The sequence below is a fragment of the Streptomyces spinoverrucosus genome (genome assembly GCF_006539505.1).
GTDB lineage: Bacteria > Actinomycetota > Actinomycetes > Streptomycetales > Streptomycetaceae > Streptomyces > Streptomyces spinoverrucosus.
Map to the genome: position 1 here is coordinate 1 of NZ_BJND01000010.1, position 14495 is coordinate 14495.

The 14495-nt window shown below is 72.3% G+C and carries 13 protein-coding genes; 8 read left to right on the plus strand and 5 right to left on the minus strand.

The genetic code is table 11. From position 1 onward, the window contains the following. Positions 1 to 93: 93 nt before the first annotated feature. Both SSP24_RS07950 and SSP24_RS07955 read right to left on the minus strand, forming a co-directional pair. Entirely contained in the window at positions 94 to 861 is a 768-nt protein-coding gene (locus SSP24_RS07950) for a hypothetical protein (protein WP_141308296.1), read from the minus strand. A gap of 143 nt (positions 862 to 1004) precedes the next feature. Continuing rightward, positions 1005 to 2678, minus strand: a complete 1674-nt coding sequence (locus SSP24_RS07955) for a PucR family transcriptional regulator (protein ID WP_141308299.1) — start codon at positions 2676 to 2678, stop codon at positions 1005 to 1007. A 366-nt stretch (positions 2679 to 3044) separates the two neighbouring features. Here SSP24_RS07955 and SSP24_RS07960 point away from each other — a divergent pair, with 366 nt between their 5' ends. From SSP24_RS07960 to SSP24_RS07980, 5 genes are all read left to right on the plus strand, one after another. Beyond that, on the plus strand, positions 3045 to 3935 hold the full coding sequence (locus SSP24_RS07960; protein ID WP_141308301.1) for an FAD binding domain-containing protein: 891 nt from the start codon (positions 3045 to 3047) through the stop codon (positions 3933 to 3935). Further along, the gene (locus SSP24_RS07965) at positions 3935 to 4507 is read left to right on the plus strand and encodes a (2Fe-2S)-binding protein (RefSeq protein ID WP_141308303.1); all 573 of its coding nucleotides are present in this window, start codon (positions 3935 to 3937) and stop codon (positions 4505 to 4507) included. The genes SSP24_RS07960 and SSP24_RS07965 overlap by 1 nt, the downstream gene beginning before the upstream one ends. Before the next feature lie 2 nt (positions 4508 to 4509). Beyond that, entirely contained in the window at positions 4510 to 6894 is a 2385-nt protein-coding gene (locus tag SSP24_RS07970) for a xanthine dehydrogenase family protein molybdopterin-binding subunit (protein WP_141308305.1), read from the plus strand. Positions 6895 to 7077: 183 nt separating this feature from the next. Then, positions 7078 to 8535, plus strand: a complete 1458-nt coding sequence (locus tag SSP24_RS07975; RefSeq protein ID WP_141308307.1) for an NCS2 family permease — start codon at positions 7078 to 7080, stop codon at positions 8533 to 8535. Positions 8536 to 8580: 45 nt separating this feature from the next. Continuing rightward, complete coding sequence (locus SSP24_RS07980; RefSeq protein ID WP_141308309.1) at positions 8581 to 9735, plus strand: XdhC family protein; 1155 nt, start codon at positions 8581 to 8583, stop codon at positions 9733 to 9735. An 11-nt stretch (positions 9736 to 9746) separates the two neighbouring features. Here SSP24_RS07980 and SSP24_RS07985 read toward each other — a convergent pair whose 3' ends face one another. Together SSP24_RS07985 and SSP24_RS07990 are read right to left on the minus strand one after the other, a co-directional pair. Beyond that, complete coding sequence (locus SSP24_RS07985) at positions 9747 to 10187, minus strand: SRPBCC family protein (RefSeq protein WP_141308310.1); 441 nt, start codon at positions 10185 to 10187, stop codon at positions 9747 to 9749. A 42-nt stretch (positions 10188 to 10229) separates the two neighbouring features. After that, entirely contained in the window at positions 10230 to 11105 is an 876-nt protein-coding gene (locus tag SSP24_RS07990) for a polysaccharide deacetylase family protein (protein WP_141308312.1), read from the minus strand. Positions 11106 to 11198: 93 nt separating this feature from the next. Here SSP24_RS07990 and SSP24_RS07995 point away from each other — a divergent pair, with 93 nt between their 5' ends. The 3 genes from SSP24_RS07995 (at position 11199) to SSP24_RS45110 (ending at position 13357) form a co-directional block, all read left to right on the plus strand. Further along, entirely contained in the window at positions 11199 to 12200 is a 1002-nt protein-coding gene (locus tag SSP24_RS07995; RefSeq protein ID WP_141308314.1) for a glycosyltransferase family 2 protein, read from the plus strand. A 744-nt stretch (positions 12201 to 12944) separates the two neighbouring features. Continuing rightward, complete coding sequence (locus SSP24_RS45105; RefSeq protein WP_308439602.1) at positions 12945 to 13139, plus strand: HAD family hydrolase; 195 nt, start codon at positions 12945 to 12947, stop codon at positions 13137 to 13139. Between the two features lie 20 nt (positions 13140 to 13159). Then, positions 13160 to 13357: an HAD hydrolase-like protein gene (locus tag SSP24_RS45110; RefSeq protein ID WP_308793813.1), complete on the plus strand. Its 198-nt coding sequence runs from the start codon at positions 13160 to 13162 to the stop codon at positions 13355 to 13357. 167 nt (positions 13358 to 13524) lie between these two features. Here the strand turns inward: SSP24_RS45110 and SSP24_RS08005 are convergent, their stop codons facing one another. After that, positions 13525 to 14451: a polysaccharide pyruvyl transferase family protein gene (locus tag SSP24_RS08005; RefSeq protein ID WP_141308316.1), complete on the minus strand. Its 927-nt coding sequence runs from the start codon at positions 14449 to 14451 to the stop codon at positions 13525 to 13527. Positions 14452 to 14495 lie beyond the last annotated feature (44 nt).

A 14495-nucleotide genomic window follows, 5' to 3' on the forward strand; every position in this document is an offset into this window, starting at 1 on the left:
GGCGCGCGCAGCTGCGGGCAGTCGTGCCGCTGGGGCGGCACGGGTGGGCGCAGCGGCGCCCCGTCGTGCCGGGTTGCGTGACGTCCCCGGCCTCTACGCCGTTGCCGCTCCCGGGGTCGGTGGGGTCAGGTGGGCTGCTAGCCATGTGGGGACGCCGCCCAGGAGGCGGTAGAGGCGGCGGGCCTCCTCTCGTAGGCGGGAGGCCTCCGGTTCGGGTTCTGTGTCTGCCAGGGAGGCCAGAGCGGGGGCCGTGCCGACCAGGTAGCCCAGCTCCTCGCGGATGCGGAGGGACTCGGTGAAGCCGTGGCGGGCCTCTGCCAACTCGCCTTCTCTGAGGGCCAGTCCGGCGAGGTGGCGCCAGGTGAAGGAGAGGAGGAGGGCGTTGTCGTGGGCGGTGGCGCCTGCGTGGGCGCGGCGGTAGGCGGCGAGGGCGGCCTGGGGGGAGCGGGCCAGGTTTTCTGCCAAGAGGCCTCGGCGGAAGTCCAGTAGGGGGCGGCCGGGGGCGCCGGGAGGGATTAGGGCCGCTGCTCGGCCCAGGGCCGCTCGGGCCTCGTCTGCGCGGTCGCGGACCGTGTGCAGGGTTGCCGCGTAGGCGAGTTGGCCGCGTTCGCAGGCGGCCGCTCCCCTTTCCTCGTCGGTGTGGGCCAGTGCCTCGGCCGTGCGCAGGGCGTCCTCGGCGTCCTCCCAGCCCTGCTCGGTGTACAGGCAGCGTTCGACCAGCAGCGCCGCGCGTTGCAGGGCCGCCGCCGGTGTGGTCGGGGGCAGCAGGGCCGCCGCGTCGGCCCAGCAGGCCCGTGAGCGCAACCGCCATACCGCGGTCTGGAGGGGATCGTCGTCTGCGGTCGTTCCGGTACCAGACATGGCGGTATGCGCCACGTTGCCCTCCCCGAGCACGCCATTGAGCTGTTGAGTGGTGGCCGCATTTCAGCACCAATTCAGCTGCCCGGCCAAGGGGGCGGGTGAAGGATTTCACAAAGTCGTGGGACTTCGCGGTCCGTTGGGTTTCAGCTCATGCGCAGGGCCAGGAAGAAGTCCAGCTTGTCCTCCAGGCGTGACAGGTCGCGGCTCGTCAACTGCTCGATCCGGCCCACCCGGTAACGCAGCGTGTTGACGTGCAGGTGGAGGCGGGAGGCGCAGCGGGTCCAGGAGCCGTCGCATTCGAGGAACGCTTCGAGGGTGGGGATCAGCTCGGCGCGGTGGCGGCGGTCGTAGTCGCGCAGGGGGTCCAGGAGGCGGGCGGTGAAGGCTCGGCGTACGTCGTCGGGGACGAAGGGGAGGAGCAGGACGTGGGAGGCCAGTTCCTGGTGGCCGGCCGCGCAGACGCGGCCGGGGCGGGCCGCCGCCACCCGGCGGGCGTGGCGGGCCTCCTCCAGGGCGCCGCGCAGGCCCTCCGCCGAGTGGACCGCCGCGCTGACGCCGAGCGTGACGCGGCCGTCGTCGTCCAGTCCCGAGGAGAGGGGGGTCCGGATCGAGGTGAGGAGTGCGTCCGCGAGGACGCCCGTTTCCGAGCCGTCGTGCTCGGTGGAGACGGCCGGGAGGGGGACCAGGGCGATCGCCTCGTCGCCGGTGTGGGCCACGGCGATGCGGTCGGAGGGTTCGGGTCCGGTGGCCATTGGGTCGACCAGGATCTCCTCAAGGAGTGACTGAGCCACCGGGCCCGCCTCGATCTCGGCGTCGTCCCACTCGACGCGGGCCACGACCACCTGCCAGTGGGGGGCCGCGCCGAGGCCGGGCAGCAGGACCGGGGCGGCGACGCGCAGGCGGGCCGCGATCTCGGCGGGGGCGGCGCCCGTCTGGACGAGTTCCAGGATCTCCTGGGCCAGCCGGCGGCGGACCGTGCGGGCCGCGTCGCGGCGGTCGCGTTCGACCGCGATCAGCTGGGTGACGCCGTGCAGCAGGTCCAGGCGCTCCTCCGCCCAGTCACCGGCGTCCGCCTCCACGGCCAGCAGCCAGTCGGACAGGACCGTCTCGCGGACGTCCCGGGAGGCCTGCGGGGAGCGGCCGCTGCTGCGGATGGGGAAGAGGGAGTACGTCGTGGTGCCGAGGATCAGGCGGTGCGGGCCGCGGCGGCCGGTGCGGGCGGCCGCCAGGTGTTCGGCCGCCAGCTTCGCGCACGCCTCGGGAGGCAGCGCCGGGCCGCCGATCTTGGGGCCCGCGATGAGGCGGCCGGTGGGGGAGAGGACCCAGGCGCGCAGGTCCAGGTCCGAGCCGAGGAGGTCGAGTACGACGTCCGGGCCGCCGCCCGCCGGGCCCGAGGTCATCATCCGGCGGTGCCGGTCCACGACGGCGGCGAGGTCGCCCGCGCGTTCGCCGGAGACCTGTCGTACGACGTGCTCGGTGATCGTCGCGAAGGCCACCGACTCGTGCACCGCGAAGAGGGGCAGGCGGTGGCGGGCGCACGCCACGACCAGGTCGTCCGGTACGTCGCCCAGTTCCGCCTCACCGGCCGCGAGGGCCACCACGCCGGCCTGCACCAGGGTCCGTACGAAAGGCTCGGAGTCGGCCGCGTCCCGGCGCCAGGCCAGGCCGGTCAGCACCAGCTCACCGCCGGAGAGGTAGCGGCTGGGGTCCCGCAGGTCGGTGGTCATCACGCCCCGCACGGTGCGGTCCAGCTCGTCCTCGCCGCCGAGCAGCTTGAGGCCCAGCGCGTCGGTGTCCAGCAGTGCGCGCAGCCGCATTCTCGTCGCCGCCGTTCTTTGTCTCGAAAACTACGATGGATCTTGACGGGTCCGTGGGTGAGTGGCCCGTGCGGTGGCCGGTTGAGCGGTGCTCGCCGTCTCCCGTGCTGTGTCCCAGGTCACGCGGGCTGTGCCGGACGTTTCCCCAGGAAAACCAGGAGGTTACTGATGACCTCCGTTCATACGAATCTACAAGATGACTGCCCTGGCCAGCCAACTCCTTCATGGTTTCGGTGACTGACCCCGTTGGAGGACGGCGCTGTGTACTGACGTCAATCCGCGTTAACAGCACATGAACGAGCCGGGCCCGCCGCACACGGATTGGCTCAATCTGTACGACCCACGAGACGAAGAAGAGAGCCGGTCATGGACTTCCTTCGCCCCGCCAGCTGGGAGGAGGCGCTCGCCGCGAAGGCAGAGCACCCCACCGCTGTGCCGATTGCGGGTGGCACCGATGTGATGGTCGAGATCAACTTCGACCACCGCCGGCCCGAGTACCTCATGGACCTCAACCGCATCGGCGATCTCTCCGAGTGGGAGGTCGGCGAGGACTCCGTGCGGCTGGGCGCCTCCGTCCCGTACTCCAGCATCATGGAGCACCTGCGCGCCGAGCTGCCGGGCCTGGCGCTCGCCTCGCACACCGTCGCCTCCCCGCAGATCCGCAACCGCGGCGGCGTCGGCGGCAACCTCGGCACCGCCTCCCCGGCCGGTGACGCCCACCCCGCCCTCCTCGCCGCCGGCGCCGAGGTCGAGGTGGAGTCCGTACGGGGCTCCCGGCGCATCCCGATCGACGAGTTCTACACCGGCGTCAAGCGCAACGCGCTCGCGCCGGACGAGCTGATCCGCGCCGTGCACATCAAGAAGGCGGACGGGCCCCAGCAGTACTCGAAGGTCGGCACGCGCAACGCCATGGTCATCGCCGTGTGCGCCTTCGGCCTCGCGCTGCACCCCGAGACGCGGACCGTGCGGACGGGGATCGGTTCGGCCGCCCCGACGCCCGTCCGGGCCAAGGCCGCGGAGGAGTTCCTGAACGCCGCTCTGGAGGAGGGCGGCTTCTGGGACAACGGAAAGATCATCACCCCGTCGGTCGCCAAGCAGTTCGCGCAGCTGTGCTCCGCCGCCTGCAACCCGATCGACGACGTCCGGGGGACGGCGAGCTACCGCCGCCACGCGGTGGGCGTCATGGCCCGCCGCACGCTGACCTGGACCTGGGAGTCGTACCGCGGCGCCCGCCGCACCACCGAGGGAGCTGCGTGATGCGCGTCAACTTCACTGTCAACGGTCGTCCGCAGGAAGCCGACGACGTATGGGAGGGCGAGTCCCTGCTGTACGTGCTGCGCGAGCGGCTCGGGCTTCCGGGGTCCAAGAACGCCTGTGAGCAGGGCGAGTGCGGGTCGTGCACGGTTCGGCTGGACGGGGTGCCCGTCTGTTCGTGCCTGGTGGCGGCGGGTCAGGTGGAGGGCCGCGAGGTCGTCACCGTCGAGGGGCTCGCGGACTACGCCAAGCAGCGGTCCTGCGGGACGGGCGCGTGCGGTACGTCGCTGCAGGACGCTCAGCAGTGGCAGGCCAAGGGCACCGACTCGCAGACCGGCGAGGGCAGCGAGCTCTCCCCGATCCAGCAGGCGTTCATCGACGCCGGAGCCGTGCAGTGCGGCTTCTGCACGCCGGGGCTGCTGGTCGCCGCCGACGAGATGCTGGAGCACAACCCGAACCCGACCGACGCGGACATCCGCGAGGCGCTGTCGGGCAACCTGTGCCGCTGCACCGGCTACGAGAAGATCATGGACGCGGTCCGCCTGGCCGCCGCCCGCCAGTCCGAGGGGGTCTGACCATGCCGGCCAACGGCGCTCCTACGAAGATCACCCAGGGCACCCGTACCAAGGGCGGCATCGGCGAGTCCACGCTCCGCCCGGACGGCACCCTGAAGGTCACCGGCGAGTTCGCCTACTCGTCCGACATGTGGCACGAGGACATGCTCTGGGGCCAGATCCTCAGATCGACGGTCGCCCACGCCGAGATCGTGTCCATCGACACGAGCGAGGCCCTCGCCCTGCCGGGCGTCTACGCGGTCATGACCTACGACGACCTGCCGACCGACGTGAAGAACTACGGTCTGGAGATCCAGGACACTCCGGTCCTCGCGCACGGCAAGGTACGTCACCACGGTGAGCCGGTGGCGATCGTCGCCGCCGACCACCCGGAGACCGCCCGCCGCGCCGCGGCCAAGATCAAGGTCGACTACCGCGAACTGCCGGTCATCACCGACGAGGCCTCCGCGACCGCGCCGGACGCGGTCCTCGTCCACGACAACCGCGACGACCACCACTTCGGTCACGTCCCGCACCCGAACATCGTGCACCGCCAGCCGATCGTCCGCGGCGACGTGGAGGAGGCCCGTAAGCGCGCCGACGTGATCGTCGAGGGCGAGTACACCTTCGGCATGCAGGACCAGGCCTTCCTCGGCCCCGAGTCGGGTCTGGCGGTGCCGGAGGAGGACGGTGGCGTCCACCTGTACATCGCCACCCAGTGGCTGCACTCCGACCTGCGCCAGATCGCGCCCGTGCTCGGCCTGCCCGAGGAGAAGGTGCGGATGACGCTGGCCGGTGTCGGCGGCGCTTTCGGCGGTCGTGAGGACCTGTCGATGCAGATCCACGCCTGTCTGCTGGCGCTGCGCACCGGCAAGCCCGTGAAGATCGTCTACAACCGGTTCGAGTCCTTCTTCGGGCACGTCCACCGCCACCCGGCCAAGCTGTACTACGAGCACGGCGCCACCAGGGACGGCAAGCTCACGCACCTGAAGTGCCGGATCGTCCTGGACGGCGGCGCCTACGCCTCCGCCTCCCCGGCGGTCGTCGGCAACGCCGCGTCGCTGAGCGTCGGCCCGTACGTGGTCGACGATGTGGACATCGAGGCCTTCGCCCTCTACACCAACAACCCGCCTTGCGGCGCCATGCGCGGCTTCGGCGCGGTCCAGGCGTGCTTCGCCTACGAGGCGCAGATGGACAAGGTGGCCGAGCAACTCGGCATGGACCCGGTGGAGTTCCGGCAGCTGAACGCCATGGAGCAGGGGACCATCATGCCGACCGGGCAGCCGGTCGACTCCCCGGCGCCGGTCGCCGAACTGCTGCGCCGCGTCAAGGCGATGCCGATGCCGCCGGAGCGCCAGTGGGAGAGCAGCGAGGGCGCCGACGTACGGCAGCTGCCGGGCGGTCTGTCCAACACCACGCACGGAGAAGGCGTCGTACGCGGTGTGGGCTACGCGGTCGGCATCAAGAACGTCGGCTTCTCCGAGGGTTTCGACGACTACTCGACTGCGCGCGTCCGTATGGAGGTCGTGGGCGGCGAGCCCGTCGCCACCGTGCACACGGCCATGGCGGAGGTCGGCCAGGGCGGTGTCACCGTCCACGCGCAGATCGCCCGCACCGAGCTGGGCGTCACGCAGGTGACCATCCACCCGGCCGACACCCAGGTGGGCAGCGCCGGTTCGACGTCGGCCTCGCGGCAGACGTACGTCACCGGTGGCGCCGTCAAGAACGCCTGTGAGCTGGTCCGTGAGAAGGTGCTGGACCTCGGGCGGCGCAAGTTCGGCTCCTACCACCCGGCCTGGGCCACCGCCGAGCTGCTGCTGGAGGGCGGCAAGGTCGTCACCGACGGCGGCGAGGTGCTGGCCGACCTGGTGGACGTGCTGGAGAACGAGGCCGTCGAGGTCGAGGAGGAGTGGCGGCACCGGCCGACCGAGGCCTTCGACCTGCGCACCGGCCAGGGCAACGGCCACGTCCAGTACTCCTTCGCCGCGCACCGCGCCGTCGTCGAGGTCGACACCGAGCTGGGCCTGGTCAAGGTGATCGAGCTGGCCTGCGCCCAGGACGTCGGCAAGGCGCTCAACCCGCTGTCCGTCATCGGCCAGATCCAGGGCGGTACGACCCAGGGTCTCGGTGTGGCGGTCATGGAGGAGATCGTCGTCGACCCGAAGACCGCGAAGGTGAAGAACCCCTCCTTCACGGACTATCTGATCCCCACGATTCTCGACACGCCGACCATCCCCGTCGACGTGCTCGAACTCGCCGACGACCACGCACCCTACGGGCTGCGCGGCATCGGCGAGGCCCCCACCCTGTCGTCGACCCCGGCCGTCCTCGCGGCGATCCGGAACGCGACGGGGCTGGAGCTGAACCGGACGCCCGTACGGCCGGAACACCTCACCGGCACGGCGTAAGGAACCCGCAAGTCCCTCCGGGCGGCGCACGGAACGTCACACACTCCGCGCCGCCCGGAGCAACCAGATCGTTCGTCTCGGGCCGTCCCCCGGGTCGTGCGGCCGAAGCACCTTCCCAAATCCCGTAGCCGCATCTGCGGTTCCCCATACGGGTGCCCCTGTGAACCTTGGGAGTAGGCCCACATGACCCAGCAGTCACTGGAGCCCACGACCACTGCCGAAGACGCGGGTAAAGGAACCCGCCTCCCCGCCGGCAGGTCGTGGCTCGACCGGTACTTCCACATATCCCACCGAGGATCCACGGTCGCGCGTGAGGTGCGCGGCGGCGTCACCACCTTCATGGCGATGGCGTACATCCTCCTGCTCAACCCCCTGATCCTGTCCGGCAAGGACGCGGCCGGGAACACGCTCGGCCAGCAGGCCCTGATCACGGCGACCGCGTTCGCGGCGGCCCTCACCACGCTGCTGATGGGTTTCGTCGGCAAGGTGCCCCTCGCGCTCGCCGCGGGCCTGTCCGTCTCCGGCGTACTCGCCTCCCAGGTCGCTCCCCAGATGACCTGGGCCCAGGCGATGGGCATGTGCGTGATCTACGGCGTGGTCATCATGCTGCTGGTCGTCACCGGCCTGCGTGAACTGATCATGAATGCGATCCCGCTGCCGCTGAAGCACGCGATCACCATGGGCATCGGCCTGTTCGTGGCGCTGATCGGCTTCTACAAGGCCGGTTTCGTGCACCAGGGCGAAGGCACCCCGGTCACCCTGGGCCCGGCGGGCGAGCTGGCAGGCTGGCCGGTGCTGCTCTTCGCCGTGACCCTCCTCGCCATCTTCATGCTCCAGGCGCGCGGCATCCCCGGCGCCATCCTGATCGGCATCGTCGGCGGCACGATCCTCGCCCTGATCCTCAACGGCCTCGACGTCATCGACCCCAAGCAGTGGGCCGGGGGCGCTCCCGAACTCAACGGCAGCGCGGTCTCGATGCCCGACTTCTCGATCTTCGGCAACGTCGAGTTCGGCGGCTGGGGCGAGGTCGGTGCGATGACCGTCGGCATGATCGTCTTCACGCTGGTGCTCGCCGGATTCTTCGACGCGATGGCGACCATCATCGGCGTCGGCACCGAGGCCAAGCTGGCCGACGACCGGGGCCGGATGCCGGGCCTGTCCAAGGCGCTGTTCATCGACGGCGCGGGCGGCGCGATCGGCGGCGTCTCCGGCGCCTCCGGCCAGACCGTGTTCGTGGAGTCGGCGACCGGCGTGGGCGAGGGTGCCCGGACCGGCCTGTCCTCGGTGATCACCGGGCTGTTCTTCGCCGCCTGTCTGTTCTTCACGCCGCTGACGGCGATCGTGCCGGGCGAGGTCGCGGCCGCCGCCCTGGTGGTGATCGGCGCCATGATGATGATGAACGCCCGGCACGTGGACTGGTCCGACCGCGCCACCGCGATCCCGGTCTTCCTGACCGTCGTGATCATGCCGTTCACGTACTCGATCACCGCGGGAGTCGCCGCCGGCGTCATCTCGTACGTCGCCATCAGGATCGCGCAGGGCAAGGCGCGGGAGATCGGTGCCTTCATGTGGGCGCTGGCGGTGATCTTCGTCGTGTTCTTCGCACTCAACCCCATCGAGAGCTGGATGGGCGTCCACTAGGCGCCCGGCTGCCCTTCACACAACCGCTGTTAAGGAGACCGAGAGATGCTGGACATCGCCGACGAGCTGCACCGGTGGGTCGAGCAGGGACGCGACTTCGCCGTGGCCACCGTGGTGGCCGTGAGCGGCAGCGCCCCGCGCCAGCCCGGCGCCGCCCTCGCGGTGGACGCCGACGGCACGGCCATCGGCTCGGTCTCCGGCGGCTGTGTGGAGGGCGCGGTGTACGAGCTGTGCCAGCAGGCGTTGCGGGACGGGGAGACGGTCCTGGAGCGCTTCGGCTACAGCGACGAGGACGCCTTCGCGGTCGGACTGACCTGCGGCGGCGTCATCGACATCCTGGTCACCCCGGTCCGGGCGGGCGACCCCGTCCGGCCGGTGGTGGCGTCCGCGGTGGCCGCCGCGTCCCGGCGCGAGCCCGCCGCGCTGGCCCGGATCGTCTCCGGCCCGGCCGAACTGACGGGCGGCCGCGCGCTGCTGGTCCGCCCCGACGGGTCGTACGACGGCGGCTTCGGCGCCCATCCCGAGCTGGACCGCACCGTCGCGGCCGAGGCGGGCGCCTTCCTGGACGCCGGGCGCACCGGCACCCTGGAGATCGGAGAGCAGGGCTCCCGGTGCGGAGCGCCGCTGACGGTGCTGGTCGAGTCGTCGGTCCCCGCCCCCCGCATGATCGTCTTCGGCGCGATCGACTTCGCCTCGGCGCTGGTCCGCGTCGGCAAATTCCTCGGCTACCACGTCACGGTGTGCGACGCCCGCCCCGTCTTCGCGACGCGGGCCCGTTTCCCCGAGGCCGACGAGATCGTCGTCGAGTGGCCCCATGAGTACCTGGAGCGCACCGACGTCGACGCCCGCACGGTCCTGTGCGTGCTGACCCACGACGCCAAGTTCGACGTACCCCTGCTGAAGCTGGCGCTGCGGCTGCCGGTGGCGTACGTCGGCGCCATGGGCTCCCGCCGCACCCACCTCGACCGCAACCGGCGGCTGCGCGACGTCGGCGTCACCGACCTGGAGCTGGCCCGCCTGCGCTCGCCCATCGGCCTGGACCTGGGCGCCCGTACGCCGGAGGAGACGGCACTGTCCATCGCCGCCGAGATCGTGGCCAACCGGCGGGGCGGCAGCGGGGTTTCGCTGACCGGTGCGCACACCCCGATCCACCACGACACGCCGTCGGCACCGGCGGGGCGGATCGGGTCGGTGGCCTGAACCGGGCTGGGTCACCGTCCTCGGAGGAGGCGGTTCGCCGCCCGTCCGAACACCGAGCGGGCCGCGCGTTCCAGGGCGCCGTCGAGGAAGGGCGGCAGCAGGCGTACGCGGAGTTCCTCACGCCAGACCACATGGGCGCGGCCGCCCGGACCCGGGCGGACCTCGATCTCCGCCCAGCCGCGCACGACCCGGCCGCGTTTGTCCAGACGGCACCGGCCGGGGGCGTCGTCGGTCGGCGGCTGCCAGACGGTGACCTCCATCCGGTCGTCGAACGCCAGCGGACCGAGGCCGGAGCGGGCCACGAACACCGTGCCCTCGTGGGTCGGTTCGGGGGTGAGCACGGTGACGCGGGTCAGCGGGACGACATCACCGTGCCGGGGCCAGTCCGTGAGCCGGCGCCAGGCCTCGGGCGGGGACAGGGGAGCCGTGCGTTCGAGGAGGAAGGTGGCCACGGGGCGATCTTAGGGCGCCATCCGTAAACCTTTCTGAGGGCGCTAGCGGTAGACCTTGCCCGGTTCGGCCTTCCCTGGTGCCAGCAGCTGAGGGACCGTCACGAACACGTAGCCGCGCTCCTTCAGGGCGTCGATGATGCCGGGTACCGCCGGCACGGTCCCCTTGTAGATGTCGTGCAGCAGGATGATGCCGTCCCGGCCCGCCTGGTCGAGGACGCGCTGCCGGATCAGTGCGGAGTCGTTGGTCGTGTAGTCCTTGGCGGTGACGCTCCACAGGACCTCGGCGAGACCGAGTTCGCGGCAGATGTCGTGCACGGTGTCGTTCGTACGGCCCTGGGGCGGGCGCATGAGGGTGGGGCGGCGGCCCGTGAGGCGCTCGATCTCCTCGTTGGGCCGCTGAAGTTCCTCGCGGATCTCGTCCGGCTTCAGCCGGGTGAGGATCTTGTGGTCCCAGGTGTGGCTGGCTATCTCGTGGCCCTCGTCGGCCATCCGCCGGACCAGCTCCGGGTACTTCTCGATGTGCCGCTTGCCGAGCAGGAAGAAGGTCGCCGGGACCTGCTTCTCCTTCAGGATGTCGAGCAGGCGCGGGGAGTTCTCGCTGGGTCCTGCGTCGAAGGTGAGCGCGATGCACTTGGCGCGCCGGCAGTCGACGCTGCCGAAGGCGGCGGCCCTCTCGCCGGACGCGGCCTGGGCGCGGACCGCGCTGGGGGCGGTGGTGTCGAGGCTCGTGCAGCCGGTCAGGGCTAGCGGCAGGGAGAGGGCCGCGAGCAAAGTCGCGGCGGGGCGGAACGCGGTCCCCCGTCTTTCCGTCTTCCGGGACGGCTTGGACGGCTTGGACGGCTTGGACGGCTGGGCCGGCGAGAGCGGTCTGGTGCTGCGTGGTCTGATTCTGCGTCGGAGTCCTGGTCGGAGAGGCATGCCGAGACTATACACCGAGTGTATAGACGGGGTTTATAGCGGCCCGGAGCCTCCGAGTGTTTGAGGCGCCCGCACTCTGGCACCCGGGGACACATGACCACCGCCTACGCCGTGGTGATCCCTACGCTGGTCCGTGACACCCTCGCCGACTGCCTCGCCGCGCTGGCCGCCGCGACCGGCCCCCAGCCGCGCGAGATCGTCCTGGTCGACGACCGGCCCGTCCCGGACCCGGGCTCGCTGGAGCATCCCCTGGACGTCCTCGGCGATCTTCAGGACCGTACGACCGTGCTGCACGGCGGCGGCCGCGGCCCCGCCGCCGCCCGCAACACCGGCCTGCGCGCGGTCGCCTCGCCCTGGGTCGCCTTCCTGGACGACGACGTGCAGGTCGGCCCGCACTGGTGCGAGCAGCTGACCCAGGACCTGGCGGCCGCGAGCCCCGACACGGCGGGTGTGCAGGCTGTGATCGCCGTACCGCTGCCCGGGCGCCGCCGCCCCACCGACTGGGAGCGCGAGACGGTGGCCCGCGCGCGGGCCCGCTGGGGCACCGTCGACATGGCCTACCGCACCGACGCCCTCAAGCAGGTCCGAGGCTTCGACGAACGCTTCCTGCACGCCCACCGGGAGGACGTCGACCTGGCGCTGCGGCTTCTCGACGCCGGGTGGGGCATCCGGCAGGGGCGGCGCACCACACGGCACCCGGTGCACCCCGTGGGCCGCTGGGCCTCGGTGACCGCCCAGCGCGGGCATGCCGACGACGCGCTCATGCTGCGGTTGCACGGCCCCGGGTGGTGGTCCAAGGCGGCCGCGCCGCGCGGTCGGATCCGCGTCCACCTCGCGGTGACGGCGGCGGGCGCGGCGGCGTGTGTGCTCGCGGGGGCTGGGCGTCGTACGGCCGCCGCCGTCGCCGCGTCGGTCTGGGCCGCGGGTACCGCGGAGTTCGCCTGGGCACGCATCGCACCGGGCCCACGCACCCGGGACGAGGTGACCACCCTGCTGGTGACCAGCGTGCTCATTCCCCCGACAGCCAGCTGGCACTGGCTGAACGGCCTGCGACGCCACCGGTACGCGCCGGCGTGGCGGGAGGTGGCGTTGTGAGCTGGGTGTGGGGTGGGTTGGTGGGGGGGCGCCGTCCCGGATCCGCGCTGGTTTGGGGGGCGTGTCGTGGCCCGAGCCGCGTCGGCCTGGTGGGAGGTGCGTCGTGACCTGGATCCGCACCGGCCCGGCCGGACGTGGCGTTGTGGCCCGAGCCGTGTCGGTCTGGTGGGGGTGGCGCCGTGGCCCGGGTGTGGGGTGGCTTGGTGGGGGGGGCCGCCGTCCCGGATCCGCGCTGGTTTGGCGGGGGTGGCGTCGTGACCCGATCCGCACCTGCCCGGTGGGAGGCGGAGCCGTGACCCGGATCTGCACCGGCCCGGCGGACGTGGCGTCGTGACCCGAGCCGCATCGGCCTGGTGGGAGGTGGCGCTGTGACCCGGGTGCGGGGTGGTCTGGTGGTGGGTGGCGCGGTCCCGGGTCCGCGCTGGTCTGGTGGGGTGGCGTCGTGGCCCGAGCCGCGTCGGCCTGGTGGGAGGTGGCGCTGTGAGCTGGGTGCAGGGTGGTCTGGTGGTGGGTGGCGGCGTCCCGGGTCCGCGTTGGTTTGGCTGGGGTGGTCGTGGCCGATCCGCACCTGCCCGGTGGGAGGCGGAGCCGTGACCCGGATCCGCACCGGCCCGGCCGGACGTGGCGTCGTGGCCCGAGCCGCGTCCGTCTGGTGGGAGGTGGCGCCGTGACCCGGATCTGCACCAGTCCGGCCGGACGTGGCGTCGTGACCCGAGCCGCACCGGCCCGGCGGGAGGCGGTGCCATGAGTCGGATCCGTGCCGTGCTCCTCGACCGGGACGGAATCCTCGTCGAGGACGTCCCCGGCAACGCCGACCCCGACCGTGTCCGCCCCGTCGCCGGCGTCTACGAGGCGCTCGCGCTGTTGCGCTTCCATGGTGTGCGTACCGGCTTCCTCACGACGACGGCTGCCACTGCCGCCCACCCGAGCCGGGCCTGATCCTCTGGGCCGCCGGACGCCTGTGCACGGCCCCCGCCGACTGCGCCGTGATCGGCGACACCGACGCCCACATGGAGGCCGCCCGCCGGGCAGGCGCCCACGGGATCCTCGTCTCGACCGTCCGCCCCCAGGCAACCACCGCGCACACCGCCCCGGACCTGGGCACGGCGGTACGGGCCCTGCTGTCCGGCAGGCCGGTGTTCCGTATGTCCAGGTGACCAACCGCCCGTGTTCGCCGGTCAGCCCCGAAGGCCGGCGACGAGGCCGACCGGACGCGACAACGGCGCCTCGCCACGGGTCACGTCCCGGTCGCTGCCCGGGCGTTTGCCCTTCGGACCTCGCCCGCGTTATGTGCGGGGGCGGGCCGCGTGAACGCCACTCGGGCTCACGCACGCCGTTCCCGGCCCCCCGTGACCCCCAGCGCCGCCGTCAGTGACTCCGCGCTGTCCCGTACGCCGGTGCCGTCTCGGAAGCGGTCCCGAGTTCGGAGGGCGGCGCCGCGGCCCGTGGTCAGGCACCAGTCCCACCACCGTTCCAGCTCGCGCGCGTCGAGCCGTTCGGCCGCGATCAGCGCGGGCCAGCCGCAGGCGCGTGCCTGCGCGGTCACCTTCGCGCCGCCTGTGACCGGGTCGACGGCCAGCGCCGGAGTGCCCGCCCGCAACGCCAGGACCAGCCCGTGCAGCCGGTCCGTGACGACGAGGTCGAGGCGGTCGAGCACCGACGACAGCTGGGCGGGCGTCGCGCTCAGCCGCCAGTCGTGGGCGTCGAGCCGGGTCTCCAGCTCCAGCCGCGCACAGTCCTTCCCGGCCAGCCACCGGGTGACGGCGTCGGCGACCTCCGCGTGCCGCCGCCGCCCCGCGTACTCGTGCTGACCGTGGGTGAGGATCACCCCGACCACCGGCCGGGCCGGGACGGCGGGCGCGCGGGCCGACAGGTCCACCAGCGGCTCGATCCCCGGGGCGTCCCGCGCCAGTACCTCGTGGAAACCGGCGGCCGCCGGGCCCGCGGGATCGACGACGGACGTACCGACGGCGATCCGCACACAGTGCGCGAACCGCCGGTGCAACTCCTCGACCTGCGGCCCGTGCACCGGCCCGCACACGAACACCAGATGGGAGTACGCCTCCGCCCGCACGCTCTCCAGATGCAGCGCCCCCGGCCGGAACCCCGGACTCCAGGCGACGTCGTACGCCAGCCCGGCCCGCTCCAGTACGTCCGCCACCCGCCGCAGGGCCAGCACGTCCCCGGCGGTCACCTCCCCGTCCCGGAAGCTGAACCACCCGGTGAGCAGGATCCGCCGCGGTTGCTCCATGATGCCGACGGGTGCCCTGCGCCCCCGGCGGCCAATCGCCGTAC

Coding starts and splice junctions, on each gene's coding strand:
- SSP24_RS07995 (WP_141308314.1), top strand. CDS start 11,199: ATGACCACCGCCTACGCCGTGGTGATCCCTACGCTGGTCCGTGACACC.
- SSP24_RS45105 (WP_308439602.1), top strand. CDS start 12,945: ATGAGTCGGATCCGTGCCGTGCTCCTCGACCGGGACGGAATCCTCGTC.
- SSP24_RS07975 (WP_141308307.1), top strand. CDS start 7,078: ATGACCCAGCAGTCACTGGAGCCCACGACCACTGCCGAAGACGCGGGT.
- SSP24_RS07970 (WP_141308305.1), top strand. CDS start 4,510: ATGCCGGCCAACGGCGCTCCTACGAAGATCACCCAGGGCACCCGTACC.
- SSP24_RS07960 (WP_141308301.1), top strand. CDS start 3,045: ATGGACTTCCTTCGCCCCGCCAGCTGGGAGGAGGCGCTCGCCGCGAAG.
- SSP24_RS07980 (WP_141308309.1), top strand. CDS start 8,581: ATGCTGGACATCGCCGACGAGCTGCACCGGTGGGTCGAGCAGGGACGC.
- SSP24_RS07950 (WP_141308296.1), bottom strand. CDS start 861: ATGTCTGGTACCGGAACGACCGCAGACGACGATCCCCTCCAGACCGCG.
- SSP24_RS07955 (WP_141308299.1), bottom strand. CDS start 2,678: ATGCGGCTGCGCGCACTGCTGGACACCGACGCGCTGGGCCTCAAGCTG.
- SSP24_RS07965 (WP_141308303.1), top strand. CDS start 3,935: ATGCGCGTCAACTTCACTGTCAACGGTCGTCCGCAGGAAGCCGACGAC.
- SSP24_RS07990 (WP_141308312.1), bottom strand. CDS start 11,105: ATGCCTCTCCGACCAGGACTCCGACGCAGAATCAGACCACGCAGCACC.
- SSP24_RS08005 (WP_141308316.1), bottom strand. CDS start 14,451: ATGGAGCAACCGCGGCGGATCCTGCTCACCGGGTGGTTCAGCTTCCGG.